Below are 24,397 nucleotides of genomic sequence, written 5' to 3' on the forward strand. Positions count from 1 at the left end.
GTGCTTTGCTCTGAAACGCCCGTTCTAGAGCCTTTGTAGGAAAAATTTCCATGGTGCTCAATGGCCATCAACGGCTATGCTAGAGTGGATCCAAACCAATAACAGGTAATACCGGTTTTACGTCATCTCAAAGGGAATGGGGGGCTTCCTGACGCAACCGGACAAGCCACGCTGGGGCTTCAATGCGCTATTTGTTGATGTTGCTGTTCTGTTTGCCCCTCCTGGCAAACGCCGTCGAGTTCGACGAGTTCACCCAGAGCCTCCCGCTGGGTCGATCCCTGCAAGTGTTCGAAGACCCGAGCGGTCAGGCGAGCATTGCCGACGTCCGCGCGCAGGCCGCTGCCGGACAATTCAAGGTTCACGATAAAGCCACGCTCAATGCCGGTTACTCACGTTCGGCGTTCTGGCTGAAGATCGACCTGCATTACCGCCCGAGCAATCCGGCGGCGCAGCGTACCTGGCTGCTGGAGCTGGCCTATCCGCCACTCGATCACCTCGACCTGTATCTGCCCGATGCCGCCGGCGAATATCGTCTGGTGCGTCAGACCGGGGACGCATTGCCGTTCGCCAGTCGCGAGATCCGGCAGAACAACTATCTGTTCAACCTCACGTTCAAGCCCGACCAGCAGCAGACCGTCTATTTGCGGCTGTCCAGCGAAGGTTCCATCCAGGCCCCGGTGACGTTGTGGTCGAGCACCGCGTACCTCGAAGATCAGCCGTTGCGTCTTTACGTGCTGGGCCTGATTTATGGCGTGCTGCTGGGGATGCTGGTCTACAACCTGTTCATCTACCTCAGCGTGCGCGACACCAGTTACCTCTATTACATCTTCTATATCGCATCGTTCGGCCTGTACCAACTGTCGGTCAATGGTGCGGCGGTCGAGTATTTCTGGCCCGACAACCCTTGGTGGGCCAACGCCGCCACGCCTTTCTTCATTGGTTGCGCGGGGCTGTTCGGCAGTCAGTTCGCCCGCAGTTTCCTGCAGACCAAAAACCACAGTCGCTGGCTCGACCGTCTGTTGATCGCCCTGATCATCTTCGGCGCCGTGGTGATCGGCCTGTCGTTGATGACCAGTTACGCCCTGGCGCTGCGCCTGGCGACGACGCTGGCACTGACCTTTACCGTGGTGATCTTCGCCGCCGGGATCCTTGCCTGGTGGCGCGGTCTGCGCGTGGCGCGCTACTTCATCATCGCCTGGTCGGCGTTTCTGCTCGGCGGGATCGTCAACACGATGATGGTGCTGGGCTTGCTGCCGAATGTGTTCCTGACCATGTACGCCAGTCAGATCGGTTCGGCCATCGAGGTGGCCCTGCTGTCTCTGGCGCTGGCCGACCGTATCAATGCCATGCGCGAGCAGCAGGCTCAGACGCTGTTCGACGCCGGCCAGAAACTCGAATTGCTCAACCAGCAACTGGCCCACAGCAACAAACTCAAGGACGAATTCCTCGCGACCCTGACCCACGAACTGCGTACGCCAATGAACGGAGTGATCGGCTCGCTGGAGTTGATGCAGACCGTCGAACTGGATCCGGAGCTGGAGCAATACCAGCAGACCGCCGCCGGTTCGGCGCGGGACATGATGCGCATGGTCAACGGTATCCTCACCCTGACCGAATTGCAGGCCGGCAAGCTCAAGGCCACGCCGGGCAGTTTCAGCCTGAGGGCGGTGGTGGAGGCGCTGCGCGTGCAGTTCGAAGGCAACGCCTCGAGCAAGTCGCTGGACTTCAAGGTCGACGTGCTGCCGACACTGCCGGATCGATTGAATGGCGACAGCGCCAAACTCGTGCAATGCCTGGAGTGTCTGCTGGACAACGCGATCAAGTTCACCCGGGTCGGCGGCCTGGCGTTGCGGGTCACCGGCAAGCCGTCGACGGACAATCGCCTGGCGCTGTCTTTCGCCGTGATCGACACCGGCATCGGATTTACCGATCTGGGCGAGGCCACGCTGTATCAGCGCTTTTTCCAGCTCGACGGTTCAATGACTCGCGAGTACGGCGGTTTGGGCGTCGGTCTGGCGATCTGCCGACAGCTGGTGGAATTGCTCGGCGGCAAGCTCACGCACCGTTCCGAGCCGGGGCGCGGCAGCCGTTTTCAACTGGACGTGGAGTTCGAGTTGCCGGCGGTTGAAGCCGCGCCGACGCTTGTTCGCGATGCCATACGCGCACCGCAGGACTGCACCGTGTTGCTGGTGGACGACAACAGCGTCAATCAACTGGTGATGCGCGGCATGCTGCTCAAACTCGGTTTCCGCGTGCGCACCGCCGACCACGGTGCCGCCGCCATCGAATGCCTGCAGCGCGAGCCGTTCGATGCGGTGCTGATCGATTGCCAGTTGCCACCGCTCGATGGTGTGTCGCTGTGCTGCCAGATCCATGACTTGCCGGGCTGCGCCCACCTGCCGGTGTTCATGATCGCGCAGGGCGCCGATCGCGAGCACTGTGCGTCGGGCGGGGTGATCGATTACTTGAGCAAACCGGTGAAATTCGAGGACTTGCAGGTCGCCATGCAGCGACGGGTATTGAGTTGCTGATGGGGTGAAAGCGCCGCGATTTAGGCCGATATGACACTTTGATCGGTCTGGAGGCGGTGCTTAACTGAAGCTCTGGCCGATCGAGGAGCCCCGTCATGAACCTGCATCAGTTCGCCGAAACCCACGAAGTGACCAACCAGCCGCCGTCGCTGGACGGTACCAACCTGTACCGTATCGACCTGCCGTTGCAGGAATGGTCGCGGCGGTTCGGCGCCGGTTGGGCCGAGTCGCGGATCGATGCCTACGGTGCGCTGGCCGGTGGTCCGCTGATGGAGGCCGGGTTTCTCGCCAACCAGAACAAACCGGTGTTCGCCAGTCATGACCGCTATGGTCATCGCATCGATCTGGTGGAATTCCACCCCGCCTACCACGAGCTGATGCGCACGGCCATCGAGCATGGCCTGACGTCGTTGCCCTGGGCCCATCCACAGGACGGTGCCCATGTGGCCCGGGCCTCCATGACTTACCTGCACAGCCAGGCCGAGGCGGGCAGCGGTTGCCCGCTGACAATGACCTTCGCCAGTGTTCCCGCGCTGCGCTTGCAGCCTGATCTGGCTGAGCAATGGCTGCCGAAAATCCTCGCCACCGAATACGACCCGCGAAATGTCGGCATGGCCCACAAGGCCGGTGTGACCATTGGCATGGCGATGACCGAGAAACAGGGTGGAACCGACGTGCGGGCCAACACCACCAAGGCTTATCCGGTGGGGGCCAGCGGCCCGGGCCAGGCTTATGAGCTGGTGGGCCACAAGTGGTTCTGTTCGGCGCCGATGTGCGACGCGTTCCTGACGCTGGCGCAGACCGACAAGGGCCTGACCTGCTTCCTGCTGCCGCGTCATCGTCCGGATGACACGCGCAATCAGTTCTATATCCAGCGCCTGAAGAACAAGCTCGGCAATCAGTCCAACGCCTCCAGTGAAGTGGAGTTCCGGGGCGCACTGGCGTGGATGATCGGTGAGGAAGGGCGCGGCGTGCCGACCATTATCGAGATGGTGGCCATGACCCGTTTCGACTGCATGGTCGGTTCCAGCTCGCTGATGCGTCAGGCGCTGACCCAGGCCAGCCATCACTGCGCCCACCGCAAGGTCGGCGGCAAACTGCTGAGTGAACAGCCACTGATGCAGAACGTGCTGGCCGATCTGGCACTGGAAAGCGAAGCCGCGCTGGCCCTGAGCCTGCGCATGGGCAAGGCGCTGGATCATCTGAATGATCGCCATGAGGCGCAATTCGCCCGGCTGGTGACGGCGGTGGGCAAATACTGGATCTGCAAACGTGCGCCGGGGATGATCAATGAAGCCGCCGAATGCATGGGCGCGCCGGGTATGTCGAAGACAGCATCCTGCCGCGCCTGTACCGCGAAGCGCCGGTGAATTCGACGTGGGAAGGTTCCGGCAACGTGCAATGCCTGGATGTGTTGCGTGCACTGTCGAAAGAGCCGGGCGTTCTCGATGTGCTGTTCAACGAACTGGGTGACGGCCATGGCGACAAGCGGCTGGCCGCACATATCCAGCAATTGCAGGCCTCGTTCAAGGACACCGGCGACATTCAATACCGGGCGCGGCAACTGACCGAAGACATCGCGCTGGGGTTGCAGGCGAAGCTGTTGCTGGAGGCCGGGAATTCGGTGGTCAGCGATGCGTTTATCGCCAGTCGCCTGAGTGGCGGCGGCCGGGTCTACGGCGCGTTGCCCCGTGGGCTGGATGTCGAAGCGATCGTCGCCCGCTCGACGCCGCAAGGTTTCTGACTGCAATTTCCAGGCACCGAAAGTCCCTGTCAGATTGATGAATAGCCACAACGCCACTGTTTCCGTGAAGCCACGATGCAGGCAAGATGAAGCTCTGCAAGTCAGAACACAGGAAGCTGATCGTGACCGAAGCGTTTATTGTCGTTCAAACCGCCGAACAGGCCGTGGATCGTCTGGCCGAGCTGCATGAGCGGGCCACCACGGCGCTGAACTCGGCGCTCAAGCGTTATCTCAAGGATCGCGTCGAGCCCGACGCCGGGCAACGAGCCCTGTTCCGTTATCCCGAACTGCGTCTGACCTACCACTGCCAGGGCGAAGTCCCGCAGACCACCCGCGCTTACGCCAAGGTGCAGTTGCCTGGCACCTACAGCGTTACCGTCACCCACCCGAAGGCGTTTCGCAAATACCTGCTGGAGCAGCTCACGCCGCTGATGCACGACTTCACGGTGACCGTCGAAGTCGGTGTCAGCGAGCAGAATATTCCGTACCCGTACGTGGTCGAGCAGGGTGATGAACTGGCCGGCTCCGGTGTCACCGCCGCCGTGCTGGCGCGGGTGTTCCCGAGTACCGACCTGTCTGCCGCCACCGACGGCATCGCCGACGGTCTCTACGACTGGGAAAACACCCATCCGCTGCCGCTGGCGCTGTTCGATGCGGCGCGCGTCGACTTTTCGCTGCGTCGTCTGGTGCATTACACCGGCAGCGACTGGCGCCATGTACAGCCATGGATTCTGCTGACCAACTATCACCGTTACGTCGACCAGTTCATCGTCCATGGCCTGGAACAACTGCGCCGCGATCCGCGTTTCGTGCGCATGGTATTGCCGGGCAACGTGATCATCGAAAAAGGCATGGACCACGGCGAAGCCTCGGCCATTGCCGCCGGCGTGGTCTGGCACCGTTACCAGATGCCGGCCTATCACCTGATCGCCAGCGATGGCCACGGCGTGACCCTGGTGAACATCGGCGTCGGCCCGTCCAACGCCAAGAACATCACCGATCACCTGGCGGTACTGCGTCCGCATTGCTGGCTGATGATCGGTCACTGCGGCGGCCTGCGTCAGTCGCAGACCATCGGCGACTACGTATTGGCCCACGCTTACATGCGTCGCGACGGGATTCTCGACCGGGTGGTACCGCCGAACATTCCGATACCGGCCTTGGCCGAAGTGCAGCTGGCGTTGCAGCAAGCGGCGGCCAATATCACCGGCGAGAAGGGCGAAGAGCTGAAAAAACGCCTGCGCACCGGCACCGTGCTGACCTACGACGACCGCAACTGGGAATTGCGCTGGGCCCAGGAGCGACCGCTGATCAACCTGTCCCGCGCCGTGGCGGTGGACATGGAAAGCGGCACCATCGCCGCTCAGGGTTATCGCCTGCGGGTGCCGTACGGCACGTTGCTGTGCGTTTCGGACAAGCCGCTGCACAGTGAAATCAAGCTGCCGGGTTCGGCCAACGCGTTCTACGAGCGCGCGGTCAGCCAGCACTTGAAGATCGGTATCGAAGCAGTGGACCTGCTGCGCACCGAACTCAACTCGCTGCACTCGCGCAAACTGCGCAGCTTCGACGAACCGCCGTTCCGCTAACGGTTTGTCGTGGTCATTTGGCGGTCGGGGCACTAGCATTAGCAGCTCCGACCGTTAGGTGTTGTTTTGCCCATGTCCCGTCCCCAACGTCCACCTTCCCGCCGCCCCGGCGCGAAGCCGTCCTCTTCAGCCCCGCGCCGTGTCGCCAAGGCGCCGCCGGCCGAGCCGAAGCTGATCCTGTTCAACAAACCGTTCGATGTGCTGACGCAATTCAGCGACGGTGAAGGGCGGGCGACGCTCAAGGATTACATCGACGTTCCGGGCATCTACCCGGCCGGACGACTGGATCGCGACAGTGAAGGTTTGCTGCTGCTGACCAACGACGGCCAGTTGCAGGCGCGAATCGCCGACCCGAAGCACAAACTGGCGAAAACCTATTGGGTGCAGGTCGAAGGCGTGCCGACGGCCGAGCAGTTGCAGCGCCTGCGTGACGGTGTCGAATTGAATGACGGCATGACCCTGCCCGCCGAAGCGCGGCAACTGGATGAGCCTGAACTGTGGCCGCGCAATCCGCCGGTACGCTTTCGCGCGACCATTCCGACCACCTGGCTGGAACTGGTGATTCGCGAAGGGCGCAACCGTCAGGTGCGGCGGATGACGGCAGCGGTCGGGCTGCCGACATTGCGGCTGGTGCGGGTCAGGATCGGTGACTGGACGATCGAAGGGCTCGATCAGGGCCAGTGGAAAGAAGTGCCGGCGCGTTTATAAGGCGCCGGATTCGATCAGGCCGATCACCACGCTCTTGATGATGAACGCGGCCACGCCCAGGCCCAGCACGAAGAACAGAATGAACGAGCCGAAGCGCCCGGCCTTGGACTTCTTCGCCAGATCCCAGACGATGAAACCCATGAAAATGATCAGGATGCTGACCAGACCGGTCATCATCCACTCTTCAAATACGGCTGGATCCATCGGGCATCTCCGGCACTGTGCGGCAGAAAGGGCGGCGGGGAGTATACGCCAGCGACGGTTGACGCGGCATTGACCTGCGTCGGTGTGCCGCAGTCATTCGTCGCCTGCACTGGCTTCTTCGCGTTTGCAATGCATTCCCCTGTGGGAGCGAGCCTGCTCGCGAAGACGGTTTCAGTTGCGCAGATGCGTCAAGGGCAGTTCGGTGCTGTTGAGCACCTGATTCAGCACAAAGCTCGAACGCACGCTGGTCACGCCTTCGATGCGGGTCAAATGTCCCAGCAGCAGCTTCTGATAATGGTCCATGTCCGGCACCACGACTTTCAGTTGATAGTCGGCATCGACCCCGGTCACCAGGCTGCATTCGAGCACCTGCGGCAAGGTGCGGATGGCCGCTTCGAAGTTCTCGAAACGCTCCGGCGTGTGCCGGTCCATGCCGATCAGCACGTAGGCTGTCAGGCTCAGGCCGAGCATCTTGCGGTCCAGCAGGGCCACCTGCCGCGAGATGTAGCCGTCGTCCTCCAGTTGCTTGACCCGACGCGAGCATGGGGACGGTGACAGACCGATGCGCTCGGCCAGTTCCTGGTTGGAGATGCGGGCGTCGCGCTGCAATTCCGCCAAAATGCTCAGGTCGTAGCGGTCGAGTTTGCTCATGAATCTGTCCTTTGTCCTGACTATTGCGGCGGATTATCTATCCGGGGTTAAAAATTGCGCAAGTGATGTTTATTTGAGCAATCTTCGCAATCATCTGTCGCAGCCTCAGGCCTATCCTTATCACCAGAATCACTGCTCGGTAACACAGTCCACTGCGGCCCGCCCAATCAGGCCCGCCGCGGCCGCCGCCCCCACCGGGGACGTGCCGGCCCCCGAGCTGCACACTGTCCAGAAGACGGCGTGAGGTGAGCCGGCGTCAAAAGCGTCGAGCCAGGACGAAGTTCTCTGAAGGGGAGGCCGACGGGTCTCCCTTTTTTCTTGCCCGCGATTTGACCTCTCCCGCTCAATAAATAAATGGCGTGACTGATAACCTGTTGCAGAACCCGGTGTGCCCCTTCCCGGTCTTAGCTACAGGCACTCTTAATGACAGGCTTTGGCCCGCAGTGAGGAATTTCATGAAGTCGCGTATCTGGCGTGTGGCCAGTGTTGGTTTGCTGTGTGTGAGTGTCTGTGCCCAGGTGCTGGCCGATGAGCCGCAGAATCGTGGCCCTGAGGGAGGCGGGCGTGAACGGGAGCATTGGGGGCACAATGAAGGTCGCGAGGGCAACAATCAGCCGCGTCCACAAAACCAGCCGCAACAGAATCAGCCACGACCGCAGAACAACGAGATCATTCGCGGCGACAACAGCCGTCAGTTCGAGCATAACGGTCAGCAACACAACAACGGGCAGTGGCAGAATCGCCCGCCCGTTCAACCCGCGCCGGTTCATCAGCCGCCTCCGCCGCCGGTGAACAATCTGCCGATCCAGCCGCGCCCCGATACCGTGCGCCAGACTCAGGAGCCGCGTCAGGGCTACTACCGCGACGAGCGTCCGCAGAACGGTTATCACCCGAACTGGCAGACCGGCAACCGACCCGATGATCGCCGCTGGCCGGGGCGTCCGGACGGGCATGGCAATGGCTGGGGCCCGGGCCCGCAGTATCGTCCGGGCCACGTAATCGACCGCTTCCCGGATCGCGACTTCCGCGTGCCGTATCGCGGTCAGGATTATTTCTATTCCGGCGGCTACTGGTATCGCCCGCAAGGTCCGCGTTATGTCGTGGTTCAGCCGCCACGGGGGATCCGCATCCAGTACCTGCCGGATTACGCCCGTGAGGTGTGGATCGGCGGTTCGCTGTTGTTCCTGGCGGCAGGCTCGTACTACGCCTATCAGGAAGCGACCCAGGATTACGTAGTCGTCGAGCCGCCGGTGCAGCAACCGCCGCAACCGACGGGCAACGGCTATGACGTGGAAGCGTATCCCGCCAACGGCCAGTCGCCGGAGCAGGTCCAGCAGGACGGCTATCAGTGCTACCAGTATGCGGTGCAACAAAGCGGCTTCGATCCGCGTACCGCAACCTATCAGCCAGCGCCCGAGGTGGTGCAGGCCTACCGCCAGGCCCAGGGCAATTGCCTGAGCAGTCGCGGTTATCAGGTCAACTACTGAGCACGGGCAGCTTGCACCACTTCCTGCGGGTCGGCGTGCACCAGCACTTCGGCCCGCGGGTAGGCCGCATGAATCGCATCCGCCGCTTGATCGCTGATGCCGTGGGCGACTGACAGCGTCAGCTCCCCCGGCAACTCCAGATGCAATTGCACGAACCAGTGATTGCCGGAAATCCGCGTACGCAGATCGTGGGCGCCCAAGACGCCCGGCACAGCGCAGGCCAGTTCGAGCATGTGCTGGCTGACATCCACCGGCAGCTCTTCATCCATCAGCACCGAAAAACTTTCCCGGGCGATCTGGATCGCGCTCCACAGGATGTACACGGCAATCCCCAGACCGAACCAGGCATCCAGTTGATGAAAACCCAGACCCGCCAGGATCAGGGCAATCAGGATGCTGCCGTTGAGCAACATGTCCGAACGGTAATGCAACGAGTCCGCCCGCACCGCGTTGGAGCCGGTCTGTTTGATCACCCGGTGTTGCAGCATCAGCAGCGCCGCCGTCAGCACCAATGAAAACACAATGACGCCGATGCTGATCCAGGGCGCGCCGAGCGGTTCCGGTCGCTGGATGCGCTCGTAAGCCTGCAATGCGATCAGCACCGCACTGCCGCCAATGAACAGCGCCTGCGCCATGCCCGCCAGAGACTCGGCCTTGCCGTGGCCATAACGGTGATCGTCATCTGCCGGGCGCAGCGCGTAGTGCACCGCCAGCAGATTGAGCAATGAAGTGACGCCATCAAGGGCCGAGTCGGTGAGGCCGGCGAGCATGCTCACCGAACCGCTCAGCCACCAGGCGATGGCTTTGGCGATGATCAGCGTACAGGCCACCGCCACCGAGGCGCGGGTCGCCAGCCGCAGCAGGTGGGCGTGTTCGGGGCTGGAGGTCATGGGGGCGTCGATTCCTTATGCGGCAGGTTGCAGGCCGAACATCGCCAGTTGCTGAGTGCTGCCCTTGTGCTGGATCAGGCGCGGGTCGTCCAGCGGCAGGTTGCGGCCCAGCTCTGTTTCGAGAATAGCCTGCAACTTGAGGTTATCGACCTGACCGTCCGGGCCGATGGCTTGCTTGAGTTTGGCCGGATCGACCTGCGCCGTGTGGCCCGGTTCGAAATAGATCGCGCCGGTGGTGAAGTCCACGGCAAACGCGATCAGGCCGGGGATGATGTAGAACAGCAGGCCCACGGCATCGAGCACGGCAATCGCCGGGTCGATCTTGCCGTCGAGCTGGCCGCGCCGGTCGGGATAGAAAATCGACCCGCACGCAGTGATCTGAGTGAGCAGGGTGGCAACCAGTACACCGCCGATCAGGCGAAAAGGTAAGCGCATGGGAATCTCCTGAGTCATCTGTTAACGAAGCGTCATCGTGTGAAGTTAAGACCCTGACGAACGCTCAGCAGTTCGCCGTTATACTCGCCGCGGCAGGGCGTGCCCACAGTAAATTGCGGCCCCGTCTCACCCCTATCGAAATACGTTGAGGATTGAAGTTGTTTTCTCCAGATCCATACCGCGTGATGGCTACCGAATCCTTTCGGGGTTCGGCCCTCCGGGCTAAAGCTGTGAGCGCGCCATGCTGCGTTGCGAGACTTGGCAAGGAAACGACCCTTACCTGCGTCCCGCGCCTTGCCTGGCACGCTCACAGCTTTAACGCGACTCGCAATTTACTGTGGGCACGCCCTGGGGAGCCAGCATGATTTCTTTGCCGATCGATGACGTTTTACCCGCCCTGCGTGAAGCCCTCGCGACACGCCACGAAGCCGTGCTCGAAGCACCGCCCGGCGCCGGTAAAACACCCGCGTGCCCTTGGCCCTGCTCAATGAAGCGTGGCTCAACGGGCAGACCATTCTCATGCTCGAACCGCGTCGACTGGCCGCGCGCGCAGCGGCGGAACGGCTGGCCAGCGAGCTGGGCGAGAAGGTCGGTGAAACCGTCGGTTATCGCATTCGCCTCGACAGCAAGGTCGGCCCCAATACACGCATCGAAGTGGTCACCGAAGGCATTCTCACCCGGCGCTTGCAGGACGACCCGGCGTTGGAAGGCGTGGGCCTGCTGATCTTCGACGAATTTCACGAACGCAGTCTCGACGCCGATCTGGCGCTGGCCCTCAGTCTGAACGGTCGCGAGCTGTTTCGAGCTGAACAACCGCTGAAGATTCTGCTGATGTCCGCCACCCTCGAAGGCGAGCGTCTGGCCGGTTTGCTCGACGACGCGCCGATCCTGCGCAGCGAGGGCCGGATGTTCCCGGTGACGATGCGCTGGGGCCGACCGTTCCAGCCCGGCGAATACATCGATCAGCGCGTCACGCAGACGGTGCTCGAAGCCCTGCACGATGAAACCGGCAGCCTCTTGGTGTTCCTGCCGGGGCAGGCGGAAATCCGCCGGGTCCATCAGCAACTGGCGGACGCCATCGGTGAGCGCAGCGATGTGTTGCTCTGCCCGTTGCACGGCGAACTCGATCTGAATGCCCAGCGCGCCGCCATCGACCCGGCACCGCATGGAAAACGCAAAGTGGTGCTGGCCACCAACATCGCCGAGACCAGCCTGACCATCGACGGCGTGCGTGTGGTGATCGACGCCGGACTGGCGCGGGTGCCGCGTTTCGATCCGGGCAGCGGCATGACTCGCCTCGACACTCAACGCATCTCCAAAGCCAGCGCCACCCAGCGCGCAGGCCGGGCCGGGCGTCTGGAAGCGGGCGTGTGTTATCGGCTGTGGTCGCAGGATCAGCACGAACAACTGGCGGCCTATGGCAGTGCGGAAATCCTTTCGGCGGATCTCGCCGGACTCGCTCTGCAACTCGGACGCTGGGGCGTGGCGCCGGGTGATCTGATCTGGCTGGACGTACCGCCCGCCGCCGCTTATGCACAGGCTCAGGATCTGTTGCAGCGCCTCGGTGCATTGGACGGTGAGACCCTGAATCGCCACGGTCAGGCCATGGCTGAATTGCCGGCACATCCGCGCATCGCTCATTTACTGTTGCGCGGTCAGGCGTTGGGGTTGGCGAACATGGCGTGTGACGTCGCCGCGTTGCTGGGTGAACGGGATATCTTGCGCGGCGCCGGGGCGGATCTGCACAGCCGTCTGGTGCTGCTGTCCGGCGAAGAGCGCGCGGCCCGCGGTGCTCAGGGCGGCGTGCAGCGCGCCCGGCAACTGGCGCGGCAATATCGCGGCTTGTTGCGCGGCCAGCCGAGCCAAGCGGTCAGCGATCCCGACCACCCGCGCTGGCTCGGTGCTCTGCTGGCGCTGGCCTACCCGGATCGCGTCGCTCAGCAGCGGCGAGCCGGTGGTGCCGAATACCGTCTGGCCAACGGCCGGGCGGCGCTGTTCGCTGAAGCCGACAGCCTGATGAAAGAACCGTGGATCGTGATTGCCGACCTCGGCAGCCGTCAGGGCCAGCGCGAAGAGCGGATTTATCTGGCGGCGGATTTCGACCCGGCGCTGTTCGATTCAGTGTTGGCCGAGCAGGTGCACACCGTCGATCAACTGGACTGGGATGAACGTGAAGGCGTGCTGCGCGCCGAGCGTCAGCGCAAGGTCGGCGAACTGATCCTCAGCCGTGAACCGCTGACCGGTCTCGACGAAAACGCTCGCAGTCAGGCACTGGTCAATCTGGTGCGACGCAAGGGACTTGAGCTGCTGCCGTGGACCCCGGACCTGCGCCAGTGGCAGGCGCGAGTCGCCTTGTTGCGCCAGCTCGATCTGGACGCCAAAGGCGACAGCCAATGGCCGGATGTCAGCGACGCTACGCTGCTGAAAACCCTTGAAGACTGGCTGATGCCTTATCTGGGCAAGGTCTCGCGCCTCAGCCATTTCGCCAACCTCGACTTGTCGAGCATCGTGCGTAATCTGCTGCCGTGGCCACTGCCGCAACAGCTCGACGAACAGGCACCGCATCACTTGAGCGTACCGTCAGGCTCGTCGATTCGCCTCGACTACAGCGAACAACCACCGATTCTCGCGGTGCGTTTGCAGGAGCTGTTCGGCCTCGCCGACACACCGCGCATCGCCGGCGGCCGGCAAGTGGTCAAGCTGCACCTGCTGTCGCCCGCACGACGTCCGGTGCAGGTCACGCAGGATCTGGCCAACTTCTGGCGCAGCACTTATGCCGAGGTGAAGAAGGATCTGAAGGGGCGGTATCCGAAGCATTATTGGCCGGATGATCCGCTGGTGGCTGAAGCGACCGCACGGGCCAAACCGCGGGGTACTTGAGAGTCAGCGGCTGGCCTTCGCCGTCAACTGCTCCCGGCAGTAATCGGCAAACAACTGCGCCGGTTTGGTCAGTTGCCCGCGCTTGAGCCATGCCGCGACCAGCCCTGAGCCGGTGACGTCTTCGACGATGTCCACGCACACGACTTTCTTGCCATCGTAGGTGCATTCCGAATGCGGGCGGGTCACCAGGATCGAGAAGCCGAATCCCTGGCCGACCATGCCACGCACCATTTCAATCGACGGCGAGCTGAATTCAATGCGCGGCGACAGTCCGAGTTCTTCGAACAGGCTGACGAAGTAGGTGCGGCTCGGTTGCACGTCGAGCAGGATCATCGGCTCCAGACACAAATCCCGCAGCGACACTTGCTTGAGCTGAGCGAAGCGATGATCCGCCGGCAGAAGGGCGTAAGGCCGCTGGGCCGGCATCAGCGGTTCGGTTTCGATGGTGGCGTCGAGGTCGTGCTTGTACAGGATCGCCAGGTCGAAGGTGCCCGAGGTCAGGCCTTGCACCAGTTCCTGCTGTTCGCCGTCGCGGATGCGGATCTTCACCCCCGGATACAGCGCCGAGAAGCCGGCAATCAGTTGCGGCAAATAGAGTGGTGCGACGGTTTCGAAACAGCCGATGTCGATCTGCCCGGCCACCACGTCGTTATCGGCAAGGGCGTTCTGTTCGAACTCCTTGGCCATGCGCAGCAGTTCCTGGGCCTTGCGGAAGAACCGCGCGCCGCTCGGCGTCAGGGACACACCCTGAGCGTGATGGCGGATCAGCAGTTGCACGCCAAAGCTGTCTTCCAGCCCCTTGATCGCCGTGGAAATCGCCGGTTGCGCGATGTACAGCTTGCGCGAGGCTTCGGCGACGCTGCCGCATTCGACGGTGGTGATGAAGTATTTCAACTGACGCAGGTTGTAAGCGGCCACGGTGAACCTCAAAGCGAACGGATTTCACATCCAAGCAATTTGTACGCCGCCGGCCTCCGTTCTGTCGGCGGTTTTTTTTGTCCCTGAACAATAGCCCCATACGCGCGCGAGGGGGCCATCGGCTGGTTACCTTTTTTATTGTCTGCGAAGACATTTTTACTGGTTTTGCCCCGTGCGGGCCTGAGCGACTATCGACTGAAGCTGTTTATAAAAAATAAAAGTCCAGGGAGCATCCACCGTGTTCGAACTTGCAGACTGGCAGCGCAAGGCCGCTGAATTGAGCTATCCGTACCAGGCCGTGATCGACGGCAAGTTGTGTGACGCGCTGTCGGGCCAGACCTTTGCCGCGATCGATCCGGCCACCGGCAGGTTTCTGGCTGATGTGGCCGCGTGTGGTGAAGCCGATGTCGATGCGGCGGTGCGCAATGCGCGGCAGGTGTTCGAGGCCGGCATCTGGGCCGGGCGTTCACCGACCGAGCGCAAGCAAGTGCTGCTGCGTCTGGCGGATCTGATCCTGGCCCATCGCGAAGAACTGGCGCTGCTCGATTCGCTGAACATGGGCAAACCGGTGATGGACGCTTACAACATCGACGTACCGGGCGCCGCCGGGGTTTTCCGCTGGTACGCCGAAAGCCTCGACAAACTCTACGACCAGGTCGCGCCGAGCGCCTCGAATGTGTTGGCGACCATCACCCGCGAAGCGCTGGGCGTGGTCGCCGCCGTGGTGCCGTGGAATTTCCCGCTGGACATGGCCGCGTGGAAACTCGCCCCGGCGCTGGCGGCGGGCAACTCGGTGATCCTCAAACCCGCCGAGCAATCGCCGTTCTCCGCATTGCGTCTGGCCGAACTGGCGCTGGAGGCCGGGTTGCCGGCCGGTGTGCTGAACGTGCTGCCGGGGCTCGGCGAGCAGACTGGCAAAGCCCTGGGCCTGCACCCGGATGTCGATTGTCTGGTGTTCACGGGGTCGACTCAGGTAGGCAAATATTTCATGCAGTACTCCGCGCAGTCGAACCTCAAGCAGGTGTGGCTGGAGTGCGGCGGCAAGAGCGCCAACCTGGTGTTCGCCGACTGCAATGATCTGGATCTGGCGGCGCAGAAAGCCGCCTTCGGGATCTTCTTCAATCAGGGCGAAGTCTGCTCGGCCAACTCGCGGTTGCTGGTGGAGCGCTCGATTCATGACGAGTTCATTGAACGGCTGAAAGCGCAGGCCGAACGCTGGCAACCGGGTAATCCGCTGGATCCGACAAGTGCGGCGGGGGCGATTGTCGACGCACGTCAGACCGAGAGCATTCTGCGCTTCATCCACCAGGCCGAGCGTGAAGGCGCGACCCGCGTCTGTGGCGGGCAGCAATTGAGCTTCAACGGTTCGGACAACTTCATTCAGCCGACGATCTTCACCGACGTGCAGCCGCACATGACCCTGTTTCGCGAAGAAGTGTTCGGCCCGGTGCTGGCGGTGATCCCGTTCGATGATGAAGCCCACGCCTTGCAACTGGCCAATGACAGCGTCTACGGTCTGGCGGCGTCGCTGTGGACCGATGATCTGCACCGTGCCCATCGGGTGGCGCGGCAATTGCGAGCCGGTACGGTGTCGGTCAACAGCGTCGATGCGCTGGACGTAACCGTGCCGTTCGGCGGCGGCAAGCAATCGGGTTTCGGCCGCGATCTGTCGCTGCACTCGTTCGACAAATACACCCAGTTGAAAACCACCTGGTTTCAACTGCGCTCATGACAGCCGCTCACAACAAAAAAGGAGATCCGGCGATGACCACCTCACGTGAAACCCGCGACTACCAAGCCGCCGATGCAGCGCACCACATTCATGCGTTCGTCGACCAGAAGGCCCTCAACGACGAAGGCCCACGGGTGATGGTGCGCGGTGAACGCCTGCATCTTTGGGACAACGACGGTCGGCGCTACCTCGACGGCATGTCCGGGCTGTGGTGCACCAACCTCGGTTACGGGCGCAAGGATCTGAACGCGGCGGCGAGCCGGCAACTGGAGCAGTTGCCGTACTACAACATGTTTTTTCACACCACCCACCCGCAGGTGATCGAACTCTCCGAGCTGCTGTTCAGCCTGCTGCCGGGGCACTACAGCCACGCGATCTACACCAACTCCGGCTCCGAAGCCAACGAGGTGCTGATCCGCACCGTGCGCCGTTATTGGCAGGTGTTGGGCAAGCCCGAGAAGAAAGTCATGATCGGTCGCTGGAACGGCTACCACGGTTCGACTCTGGCGGCGACGGCCCTCGGCGGCATGAAATTCATGCATGAAATGGGCGGGATGATTCCCGACATCGCGCACATCGACGAGCCGTACTTCTTCGCCCACGAAGGCCATCTGACCCCGGCGGAATTCGGCCTGCGGGCGGCGCAGCAGCTGGAAACGAAAATCCTCGAACTGGGCGCCGACAAGGTCGCCGGTTTCATCGCCGAACCGTTCCAGGGCGCGGGCGGGATGATCTTTCCGCCGGAAAGCTACTGGCCGGAAATCCAGCGCATCTGCCGCAAGTACGACGTGCTGTTGTGCGCTGATGAAGTGATTGGCGGCTTCGGTCGCACCGGCGAATGGTTCGCCCACGAATACTTCGGTTTCGAGCCGGACACCCTGTCCATCGCCAAGGGTTTGACCTCCGGCTACATCCCGATGGGTGGCTTGATTCTGTCGAAAAAAATGGCTGACGTGCTGGTGGAGCAGGGTGGCGTGTTCGCCCACGGCCTGACCTATTCCGGGCACCCGGTGGCGGCGGCGGTGGCGATTGCCAACCTCAAGGCCCTGCGCGATGAAGGGGTGGTGGCGCGGGTCAAGGATGACATCGGCCCGTACCTGCAACAGTGCCTGCGCGAGGTGTTCGGCAATCACCCGTTGGTGGGCGATATTCAGGGCACCGGCATGGTCGCGGCGTTGCAGCTGGCTGAAGACAAAGCGACCCGCAAACGCTTCGTCAATGAAAACGACATGGCCTGGCGCTGCCGCACGATCGGTTTTGAAGAGGGGGTGATCATTCGTTCGACCCTGGGGCGGATGATCATGGCGCCGGCGCTGATTGCCAGTCGTGAAGAGATTGACGAGCTGGTGGGCAAGACCCTGAAAGCGGTTGATCGTACGGCGCAGGAATACGGCCGCCTCTAACCCCCCCCGGATCGTTCCCACGCGGAGCGTGGGAAGGATCTCGGAACCCCTTCGCGAGCAGGCTCGCTCCCACAGTGGACCAGCGTCGTACACAAAATTTGTGGGCGATAACGTCCCCCTGTGGGAGCGAGCCAGCTCGCGATTGCGTCAGTCGATTCACCACTGTTTTTGCTGTCTTGCACTCCCTCCGTGCCCCCCCGCCCGACGCGCCCTTTCGTGGTGCGCACTACCCAGTTTTTTCATCGTTCGCGTCTAACTATTTCCTCGTTTTCCTGACGCCGGGCCTGGGTCAACATCGATTTCGCCAGCCAAGGCATTGCCTGCCAGAGTCCGACAGAGACCGCAGCGTGCAATCGCGACACCCCGGCCGGCCGTACTGCCCATGACAACTAAATCAACAGCGTTGGGAGTGCTCCATGAACAAGTCCTTGTTTACCCGTCTTGCATGTCCTCTGGCGATTTCCGCCCTTTCGGTCACCGGCGCCCAGGCCGGCACCTTGTCGATCGGCCACACCACGTGGGTCGGTTACGGCACCCTGTATCTGGCCCAGGATCTGGGTTACTTCAAGGAAAACGGCCTGACCGTCGAATTGCCGGTAGTCGAGGAAGCCTCGATGTACATGGCCGCTCAGGCGTCCGGGCAATTGTCCGGCTCGGCTTCGACCATCGACGAAGTGCTCAAGTACCGCCCGCAGTTCTGCTTCAAGGCCGTGGCCGCGCTGGATGACAGCCATGGTGGCGACGGCGTGCTGGTCGGCAAAAACGTCAAGAGCCTGCAGGAACTCAAGGGCCAGGCCGTGGCCGTCAACGAGGGTTCGACCTCGCAGTTCTGGCTTTCGTATCTGCTGAAAAAGAACGGCATGCGCATGAGCGACATCACCGTGCAGAACATGACCGCCGACGATGCCGCCACCGCGTTCATCGCCGGTCGCGTACCGGCTGCCGTGACCTGGGAACCGCATCTGTCGATGGTGCGCGACAAGCAGCAGGGCAAGGTGCTGGTCGACAGCAGCAGTACGCCGGGCGTGATCGTCGACGTGGTGGCGCTCAACTGCACGGTGATCGAGAAACAGCCGGAAGACGTCAAGGCGCTGGTTGCCGGTCTCTATAAAGCGGTGCAATACACCAAGGACCATCCACAGAAAGCCTACGAAATCATGGCCAGGGGTGTCGGCGGTTACCTGTCCGATCCGAAGGAGCTGGCCGCCGCCGCGCAAGGCGTGCGTTTCTACGATCAGGCCATGAGCGAGAAGCTGCTGGGCAAACCGGGCGCGCCGGGTGACAGCGCTCCGCTGATCAAACTGGCCAACGAAACCGCCAGCGAATTGCAGGGCAAGCCCTACAACGTCAGCAACGACGATCTGGTAGACAACCGTTTCGTCAGCCCGCTCTAGGAGACTGCTCATGTTCAAGCGCAATTCATGGCTGAGCCGCTGCATCACGCCGAAGACCGGATTGCCGGTGCCGGTGGTGTGGAGCGCCAGCGGTCTGGCCTGGGTGTTGCTGGTCGGCCTGTGGGCCGGATTGTCCTACGGCGGCATCGTGCCGGGTATGTTCCTGCCGACGCCCGGTGCGGTGGTCGAAGCGGCGCTGCGCCTGAGTCGCGACGGCACCCTCGGCCAGCATGTCTGGGCCAGTGTCGAAGTGGTGATGGTCGGCTTCATCGTCTCGTCGCTGGTGGCGGTGCCGCTGGGCCTGCTGATGGGCAGCTTCCGCATCGTCCAGGCATTCCTCGAACCGATGGTCAATTTCATCCGCTACCTGCCGGTGACCTCGTTTGTGCCGCTGTTCATCCTGTGGATCGGCATCGGTCTGGAGCAGCGGGTGTCGGTGATCATTTTCGGTGTGTTCTTCCAGCAACTGGTGATGGTTGCGGACGTGTCCAAAGGCATTTCCAAGGACTTGATCAATGCCTCTTACACCCTCGGTTCCAACCGGCGTGACGCGGTGCTGCATGTGATCGCCCCGGCGTCGTTGCCCGGTGTACTCGACACCTTGCGGGTGACCATGGGCTGGGCCTGGACCTATCTGGTGGTGGCCGAACTGGTCGCCGCATCCAGTGGCCTCGGTTACTTGAGCCTCAAGGCCATGCGCGGCTTTCAGGTCGACGTGATTTTTCTCGCCATCGCGATCATCGGCCTGCTCGGCCTGGTCACCGATCAACTGTTCCGCTTCTTGCGTTTGAGGATTGCCGCATGGGCTCAGTAACCGCTGCCAACCGTCGTTTCATCGAGCCGGTCGCCGCACCGGCACACGCCGCGCCAAGGTTGCAGGTGGACAAGGTCAGCCTGCGCTACAGCAAACCCGGCGGCGGAACCTTCACCGCGCTGGAAGAAGTGTCGTTCGAAGTGCCGGACCAGCAATTCGCGGTGCTGGTCGGGCCGTCGGGCTGCGGCAAGTCGAGTCTGTTGTACCTCACTGCCGGCCTGGCCGAGCCGACCTCCGGCGAGATCTACGTCGGCGGTCAGCAAGTGCAGGGCCCCGGTGCGGATCGCGGCATGGTGTTCCAGAGCTACACGCTGTTCCCGTGGCTGACGGTGCGGCAGAACGTCGAGTTCGGTCTCAAGCGTCGGGGCATGCCGGCGGCCAGGCGCAAGGAAATCGTTGATCACTACGTGCACGAAGTCGGGCTGTCAGGCTTCGCCGACAACTACGCCAAGCAGTTGTCCGGCGGCATGATGCAGCGGGTGGCGATTGCCCGTGCATTGGCCAACGATCCGCAGATCCTGCTGATGGACGAACCCTTCGGCGCCCTCGACAGCCAGACCCGTCTGCAAATGCAGCAACTGTTGTTGCGGGTGTGGGGCAACAGCAAGAAAACCGTACTGTTCGTCACTCACGATATCGATGAGGCGATCCTGCTTGGTGACCGGGTGTACGTGATGGGCGCGCGGCCCGGGCGGATCAAGCAGATTCTCGATGTGCCGATCGAACGCCCGCGTTCGCTGGACATGGTCATGGAACGCTCGTTCATCGACATGAAGCGGCAGATCTTCGGGCTGTTGCACGACGATCTTGAAGAGGCTCACTGAGTTCAGTTGGGTGGCAGGAGGAACTTCGCAATCACCGGCAAGTGATCGGAAATGCGCAAGGTATCGTCCTGCCGCACCGTGGCCTCGACCCGTTTGATTTTCGGGCTGTAGAACAGGTAGTCGACCGTGCGGTCCGGGCCGTTGAGGCCAGGGTCGTTGGGATAGTGGGTCAGCCACCTGGCGCGGTCGATGCCGCCGGCTTCGTTGTTGGTCGGGATCATCGGGTACTTGTCCCACAGCAGATGCAGCGCACTGTCCACGGAGTAGGGCGTGCGCTGTTCGACCGGCAGGCGCCGGTACTGGCCGAGCGGCAACAGGTTGAAGTCGCCCCCGATCAGCCACGGCGTGCCGTGGCTTTCGTGCTTGTCGAGGACTTTCGCCACCGCCGTGACCTGCGCCTGCAAGGTTTCGTCCGGCTGCATGGCGCGATCCAGGTGCGTGTTGAACATCACCAGTTGTCCGCCATCGCTAAACGGCAAAATGGTGGCGAGCAGGGCGTTTTTCGGCTGGAACTGGCGGCTGATGAAATTCAGCGGCTGCACCGGCAATTGCAGGCGTTCGGCGTGTTCGATGCGGTAGCGGCTCAGGGTGGCGAGCTGTCGACCGACGCTGCCGAAGATATGAGGATCGGGGACGAAATCGGCCTTCCAGTCAAAGGCGTGTGCGCTGCACGGGTAGAGGTCGGTGAGGCGTTCCTGCAACAGCTTTAGCTGGTTCTGATAGTCGCTGGCCTTGGCGCCGTCATCCAGTTCCTGGATCAGCACCACATCGGGCTGTTCGTCGCGGATCACCCGGGCCACTTCATCGAGGCTGAAGGCCATGTCCTCCGGAGTCGGGGCTTCATCGTCGCCACGGGCCAGGTCGTTCCAGAACACGTAACGCTTGCCCGCCAGGTATTGCACGTTCCAGGTCATGACTTTCAGCGCCTGGCCGGGCACCAGCGTCGGTGGTTGCCCGGTGCAACTGACCGGCAGGGACTCCCGGGCGTCGGGGCGCCAGGTCAGGCTGAAAATCATCACGCCGATCAGGGCGACGGCCAGCAGCACAGAGAGCAGGATGTAGCGCAGTAGACGGGTCATGGCTCGGCTTGTAGCGATACGGAAGTGGTCCCGAGCATACCCGAGACCCGTCGCTCGGCCCAAGCCCGGAGCGGTCAGACCCTTCCGTCACGTTTGTCGGGCAATTCGCTGATCAGCATGAACAGGCGGAACAGCACCACGCTGGTGAACAGTTGCAGGAAGCTGTGACCGCTGTCGATCAGTACGGCGATCAACGGATTCTGTGGGTCGGGATAGACCTGCAACGTCAGGCCCTTGAGCAGCCACAGCGGCCCCATCACACAGAGAATGCACACCAGAATCCGCAGGAAATGCCCACGGCTCAGGCGCAGGCTTTCCTTCATCGCCTGCAACGGGCCGTAGCCGCGCAATACCAGCAGGTATTCGCCGAAGGCCAGGGTGACCATCAGCCACAGGCCTGGCAGGAAATACAGGGACAGACCGAGCAGAATCAACAACGTGTTCAGCGCAGTGAGCACGGCAAAGCGTGGCCACAGACGCGCCGCCATCGCCAGCAAGTCGAGGGTCTGCGGGAATTCGCCACGGGTGCGGGCATCGAGAAACAGGATCAGCGCGGCGGTGTACAGCGGGTAGACCAGCAGGCCGACGATCACGCTGATGGCCGAATAACCGTCAGGGTCGCTGGCATGATCGACCACTTGTTGCAGCGCGGCTTCGAAGATCACCAGCGGCAGGCACAGCTGGACGATCCGCGCCAGATTGCGTTTAAAGAAATACAGCGAGTCACGCAGCACATCGAAGGCATTCATCAGTCGGTATCGCAGGTCAAAAACAGTGGCTCACTTTAACCGATGAAGTGCGGCGAGGCGCAAACGTAAACGTTCGGTAAAGACCATTGAAACATTCTGTCATTGCCTCCATTACGTAGGTGCGCCTCCTCCACCGTGGACGAGGGCAACGTTATTTCCGGCAATCTACGAGGTCGCCATGAACAGCGAAGAGCAAACCCTGATCGATGGACTGTTTTCCCGGCTGCAACAGGCCGAAACGGAGGCAGCCCCGCGCGACGCCCAGGCCGAGGCGCGGATCAAGGAACACCTGACGCGCCAGCCGGCCGCAGGCTATTTCATGACCCAGGCGATTCTGGTGCAGGAGGCCGCGATCAAGAGCCTCGACGAACAGAACAAGCAACTGACTCAACAGGTTCAGCAACTGCAGGCCGAACTGCAATCGGCCAAGGCGCAAAGCGCAGCCCCGGCGTCGAGCGGCGGCGGTTTCCTGTCGAGCATCTTCGGGAGCAGCAGTCCGCGCCCGGCACCGACCCAGAGCGCCCCGGCTTCCACCGGCGGCTGGCGTGAACCGGCTCCGCAGCAGAACTACGGTGCCCCCGCGCCGCAACAGAACTTCGGCGCGCCACCAGCGGGTTATGGCCAGCCACAAGCGGCCCCGGCGGCCGGCAGCGGCTTCCTCGGCGGCGCCCTGAAAACCGCAGCCGGTGTGGCCGGTGGTGTGATGCTGGCACAGGGCATCAGCAGCCTGTTCCATCACAACCAGCAGCCGCAGGAAATCGTCGAAGTGATCAAGGAAGAGCCTGCGCAAGTGGCCGACCAGGGCAACAACGGTTGGGGCGATGACCAGCGCATGGCCAACAACGACTCCTGGGGCAACAGCCAGGGTGGCTTCACCGACACCGACTACAGCGATGACAACTCATCGTTCTTCGATGACGATGATTCCTTTGTCTGATAAACGGTAGGTCACCGGGTAATACCACACTCCGTGGCGAGGGAGCTTGCTCCCGCTGAGCCGCGCAGCAAATCCGTCTTCAAGAGGATGGGCCTGCTGCGCAGTCCAGCGGGAGCCAGCTCCCTCGCCACACTGCTTTTTACTGGCATACTGAGCACCTTTTTCGGGCCTGATGCCTGATCCGGCTCATGCGCGTCAGCGCTCACAGGAACTCCGGTGAAAAAAATCGCAGTGTTCGCCGATGTGCAGAACCTCTACTACACCGTCCGCCAGGCCTATGGTTGCCACTTCAACTACGCGGCGCTGTGGGCGGATGTCAGCCGGCACGGGCAGATCGTCGAGGCCTACGCCTACGCGATCGACCGGGGCGACAGCAAACAGCAGCAGTTCCAGCAGATCCTGCGCAACCTCGGTTTCACCGTGAAACTCAAACCCTACATCCAGCGCAGCGACGGCTCGGCCAAGGGCGACTGGGACGTGGGCATCACCCTCGACATCATGGACGCCGCCGACCATGTCGATGAAATCGTCCTGGCCTCCGGTGATGGCGATTTCGACATGCTGCTCGAACGCATCATCAACAAACACGGTGTACAAGCGGTGGCCTACGGCGTTCCCGGCCTGACCGCCAACTCGCTGATCCGCGCCGCCAGCCGTTATGTGCCGATCGAAGGCACACTTTTGCTGAAGAATTGAACGGAGTTGAACCCGGTTTGGAACGCATTGCAGTCATCGACTTTGAAACCACCGGCATCTCGCCGAGCAGCAGCTGCCGGGCCACGGAAATCGCCGTGGTCATGCTGGAAAACGGCCGCATCGTCGAGCGTTACCAGAGCCTGATGAACGCCGGCGTGCGCGTCCCGGCCTTTATCGAACAACTCACCGGCATCAGCAACGCCATGCTGCGCAGCGCGCCGTCGGCGGAGCAGGTGATGAACGAAGTCAACGAATTCGTCGGCTGCACGCCGCTGCTGGCGCACAACGCCGCGTTCGACCAAAAGTTCTGGGACTTCGAACTGGGCCGGATCAAACGCACCCGTTTGCAGAACTTTGCCTGCTCGCTGCTGCTGGCCCGCCGCCTGATGCCGGCGGCGCCGAACCACAAGCTTGGCACACTCACCACTTTTGCCCAATTGCCGCATACCGGCCAGGCGCACCGGGCAATGGCGGATGCGGAGATGGCGGCGAACCTGATGGTGCATCTGGCGGATGAACTGCGGCACAAGCATGGGGTGCGGGAGTTGTCCCATGATCTGCTGTGCAAATTGCAGAAGGTACCGGCTGCCAAGGTTGGCGAGCACTTGCAGAGGTTTCGCTGAAGTCCGCCCCCGGTTGATCGTTCCCACGCTCTGCGTGGGAATGCAGCCCGGGACGCTCTGCGTCCCTTCCGAAGCCGAACGCGGAGCGTCCGTTGAGTCATTCCCACGCAGA

General features: G+C 62.2%; 19 protein-coding genes and 2 pseudogenes. 14 read left to right on the forward strand and 7 right to left on the reverse strand.

Going from position 1 to position 24,397, the window contains the following annotated elements:
* Nucleotides 1-182 precede the first annotated feature (182 nt).
* The 4 genes and pseudogenes from BBF94_RS14120 (at nt 183) to BBF94_RS14135 (ending at nt 6,569) form a co-directional block, all read left to right on the forward strand.
* A complete protein-coding gene (locus BBF94_RS14120; protein ID WP_065259608.1) occupies nt 183-2,531 on the forward strand; it encodes a hybrid sensor histidine kinase/response regulator in 2,349 nt (782 codons plus the stop codon).
* Between the two features lie 95 nt (nt 2,532-2,626).
* Nucleotides 2,627-4,275: pseudogene (locus BBF94_RS14125) on the forward strand (acyl-CoA dehydrogenase family protein).
* A gap of 86 nt (nt 4,276-4,361) precedes the next feature.
* Entirely contained in the window at nt 4,362-5,861 is a 1,500-nt protein-coding gene (gene amn, locus BBF94_RS14130) for an AMP nucleosidase (protein WP_176704457.1), read from the forward strand.
* Nucleotides 5,862-5,933: 72 nt separating this feature from the next.
* On the forward strand, nt 5,934-6,569 hold the full coding sequence (locus BBF94_RS14135; protein ID WP_065259609.1) for a pseudouridine synthase: 636 nt from the start codon (nt 5,934-5,936) through the stop codon (nt 6,567-6,569).
* Here the strand turns inward: BBF94_RS14135 and BBF94_RS14140 are convergent.
* Both BBF94_RS14140 and BBF94_RS14145 read right to left on the reverse strand, forming a co-directional pair.
* Nucleotides 6,564-6,773: a DUF2788 domain-containing protein gene (locus tag BBF94_RS14140; protein ID WP_003228500.1), complete on the reverse strand. Its 210-nt coding sequence runs from the start codon at nt 6,771-6,773 to the stop codon at nt 6,564-6,566. The genes BBF94_RS14135 and BBF94_RS14140 overlap by 6 nt on opposite strands.
* Before the next feature lie 171 nt (nt 6,774-6,944).
* The gene (locus BBF94_RS14145; protein WP_008081091.1) at nt 6,945-7,424 is read right to left on the reverse strand and encodes an Lrp/AsnC family transcriptional regulator; all 480 of its coding nucleotides are present in this window, start codon (nt 7,422-7,424) and stop codon (nt 6,945-6,947) included.
* Nucleotides 7,425-7,879: 455 nt separating this feature from the next.
* Here BBF94_RS14145 and BBF94_RS14150 point away from each other — a divergent pair, with 455 nt between their 5' ends.
* A complete protein-coding gene (locus tag BBF94_RS14150; RefSeq protein WP_065259610.1) occupies nt 7,880-8,911 on the forward strand; it encodes a DUF6515 family protein in 1,032 nt (343 codons plus the stop codon).
* Here BBF94_RS14150 and BBF94_RS14155 read toward each other — a convergent pair.
* Nucleotides 8,905-9,801, reverse strand: coding sequence for a cation diffusion facilitator family transporter (locus BBF94_RS14155; protein ID WP_065259611.1), 897 nt, complete (start codon nt 9,799-9,801; stop codon nt 8,905-8,907). The genes BBF94_RS14150 and BBF94_RS14155 overlap by 7 nt on opposite strands.
* A gap of 15 nt (nt 9,802-9,816) precedes the next feature.
* Entirely contained in the window at nt 9,817-10,236 is a 420-nt protein-coding gene (locus tag BBF94_RS14160; RefSeq protein WP_065259612.1) for a polyribonucleotide nucleotidyltransferase, read from the reverse strand.
* 361 nt (nt 10,237-10,597) lie between these two features.
* Here BBF94_RS14160 and hrpB point away from each other — a divergent pair.
* A pseudogene (hrpB, locus tag BBF94_RS14165) lies at nt 10,598-13,116 on the forward strand (ATP-dependent helicase HrpB).
* A gap of 3 nt (nt 13,117-13,119) precedes the next feature.
* On the opposite strand, the gene BBF94_RS14170 reads toward hrpB, so the two are convergent.
* The gene (locus tag BBF94_RS14170) at nt 13,120-14,034 is read right to left on the reverse strand and encodes a LysR family transcriptional regulator (protein ID WP_007958716.1); all 915 of its coding nucleotides are present in this window, start codon (nt 14,032-14,034) and stop codon (nt 13,120-13,122) included.
* A gap of 238 nt (nt 14,035-14,272) precedes the next feature.
* Between BBF94_RS14170 and BBF94_RS14175 the strand changes: the two genes are divergently transcribed.
* The 5 genes from BBF94_RS14175 to BBF94_RS14195 all read left to right on the forward strand — a co-directional run bounded on the left by BBF94_RS14175 (nt 14,273) and on the right by BBF94_RS14195 (nt 20,201).
* Nucleotides 14,273-15,766: an aldehyde dehydrogenase gene (locus BBF94_RS14175; protein WP_065259613.1), complete on the forward strand. Its 1,494-nt coding sequence runs from the start codon at nt 14,273-14,275 to the stop codon at nt 15,764-15,766.
* Nucleotides 15,767-15,798: 32 nt separating this feature from the next.
* A complete protein-coding gene (locus BBF94_RS14180) occupies nt 15,799-17,169 on the forward strand; it encodes an aspartate aminotransferase family protein (RefSeq protein WP_065259614.1) in 1,371 nt (456 codons plus the stop codon).
* Nucleotides 17,170-17,585: 416 nt separating this feature from the next.
* A complete protein-coding gene (locus BBF94_RS14185; protein WP_065259615.1) occupies nt 17,586-18,563 on the forward strand; it encodes an ABC transporter substrate-binding protein in 978 nt (325 codons plus the stop codon).
* A gap of 10 nt (nt 18,564-18,573) precedes the next feature.
* On the forward strand, nt 18,574-19,377 hold the full coding sequence (locus BBF94_RS14190) for an ABC transporter permease (protein ID WP_065259616.1): 804 nt from the start codon (nt 18,574-18,576) through the stop codon (nt 19,375-19,377).
* Complete coding sequence (locus tag BBF94_RS14195; RefSeq protein ID WP_065259617.1) at nt 19,365-20,201, forward strand: ABC transporter ATP-binding protein; 837 nt, start codon at nt 19,365-19,367, stop codon at nt 20,199-20,201. The genes BBF94_RS14190 and BBF94_RS14195 overlap by 13 nt, the downstream gene beginning before the upstream one ends.
* Nucleotides 20,202-20,203: 2 nt before the next feature.
* On the opposite strand, the gene BBF94_RS14200 is transcribed toward BBF94_RS14195, so the two are convergent.
* The gene (locus tag BBF94_RS14200; RefSeq protein WP_065259618.1) at nt 20,204-21,280 is read right to left on the reverse strand and encodes an endonuclease/exonuclease/phosphatase family protein; all 1,077 of its coding nucleotides are present in this window, start codon (nt 21,278-21,280) and stop codon (nt 20,204-20,206) included.
* Between the two features lie 74 nt (nt 21,281-21,354).
* Nucleotides 21,355-22,029, reverse strand: coding sequence for a YciC family protein (locus BBF94_RS14205; RefSeq protein WP_065259619.1), 675 nt, complete (start codon nt 22,027-22,029; stop codon nt 21,355-21,357).
* Nucleotides 22,030-22,207: 178 nt separating this feature from the next.
* On the opposite strand from BBF94_RS14205, the gene BBF94_RS14210 reads away from it, so the two are divergent.
* The 3 genes from BBF94_RS14210 (at nt 22,208) to BBF94_RS14220 (ending at nt 24,285) form a co-directional block, all read left to right on the forward strand.
* Nucleotides 22,208-22,966, forward strand: coding sequence for a DUF2076 domain-containing protein (locus tag BBF94_RS14210; protein ID WP_065259620.1), 759 nt, complete (start codon nt 22,208-22,210; stop codon nt 22,964-22,966).
* A gap of 216 nt (nt 22,967-23,182) precedes the next feature.
* Nucleotides 23,183-23,662 (forward strand): LabA-like NYN domain-containing protein, encoded by a 480-nt coding sequence (locus BBF94_RS14215; RefSeq protein WP_065259621.1) that lies wholly within the window; start codon nt 23,183-23,185, stop codon nt 23,660-23,662.
* A 17-nt stretch (nt 23,663-23,679) separates the two neighbouring features.
* On the forward strand, nt 23,680-24,285 hold the full coding sequence (locus BBF94_RS14220; RefSeq protein WP_065259622.1) for a 3'-5' exonuclease: 606 nt from the start codon (nt 23,680-23,682) through the stop codon (nt 24,283-24,285).
* Nucleotides 24,286-24,397: the final 112 nt, after the last annotated feature.

The sequence above is a fragment of the Pseudomonas bananamidigenes genome, from assembly GCF_001679645.1.
Taxonomy (GTDB): domain Bacteria; phylum Pseudomonadota; class Gammaproteobacteria; order Pseudomonadales; family Pseudomonadaceae; genus Aquipseudomonas; species Aquipseudomonas bananamidigenes.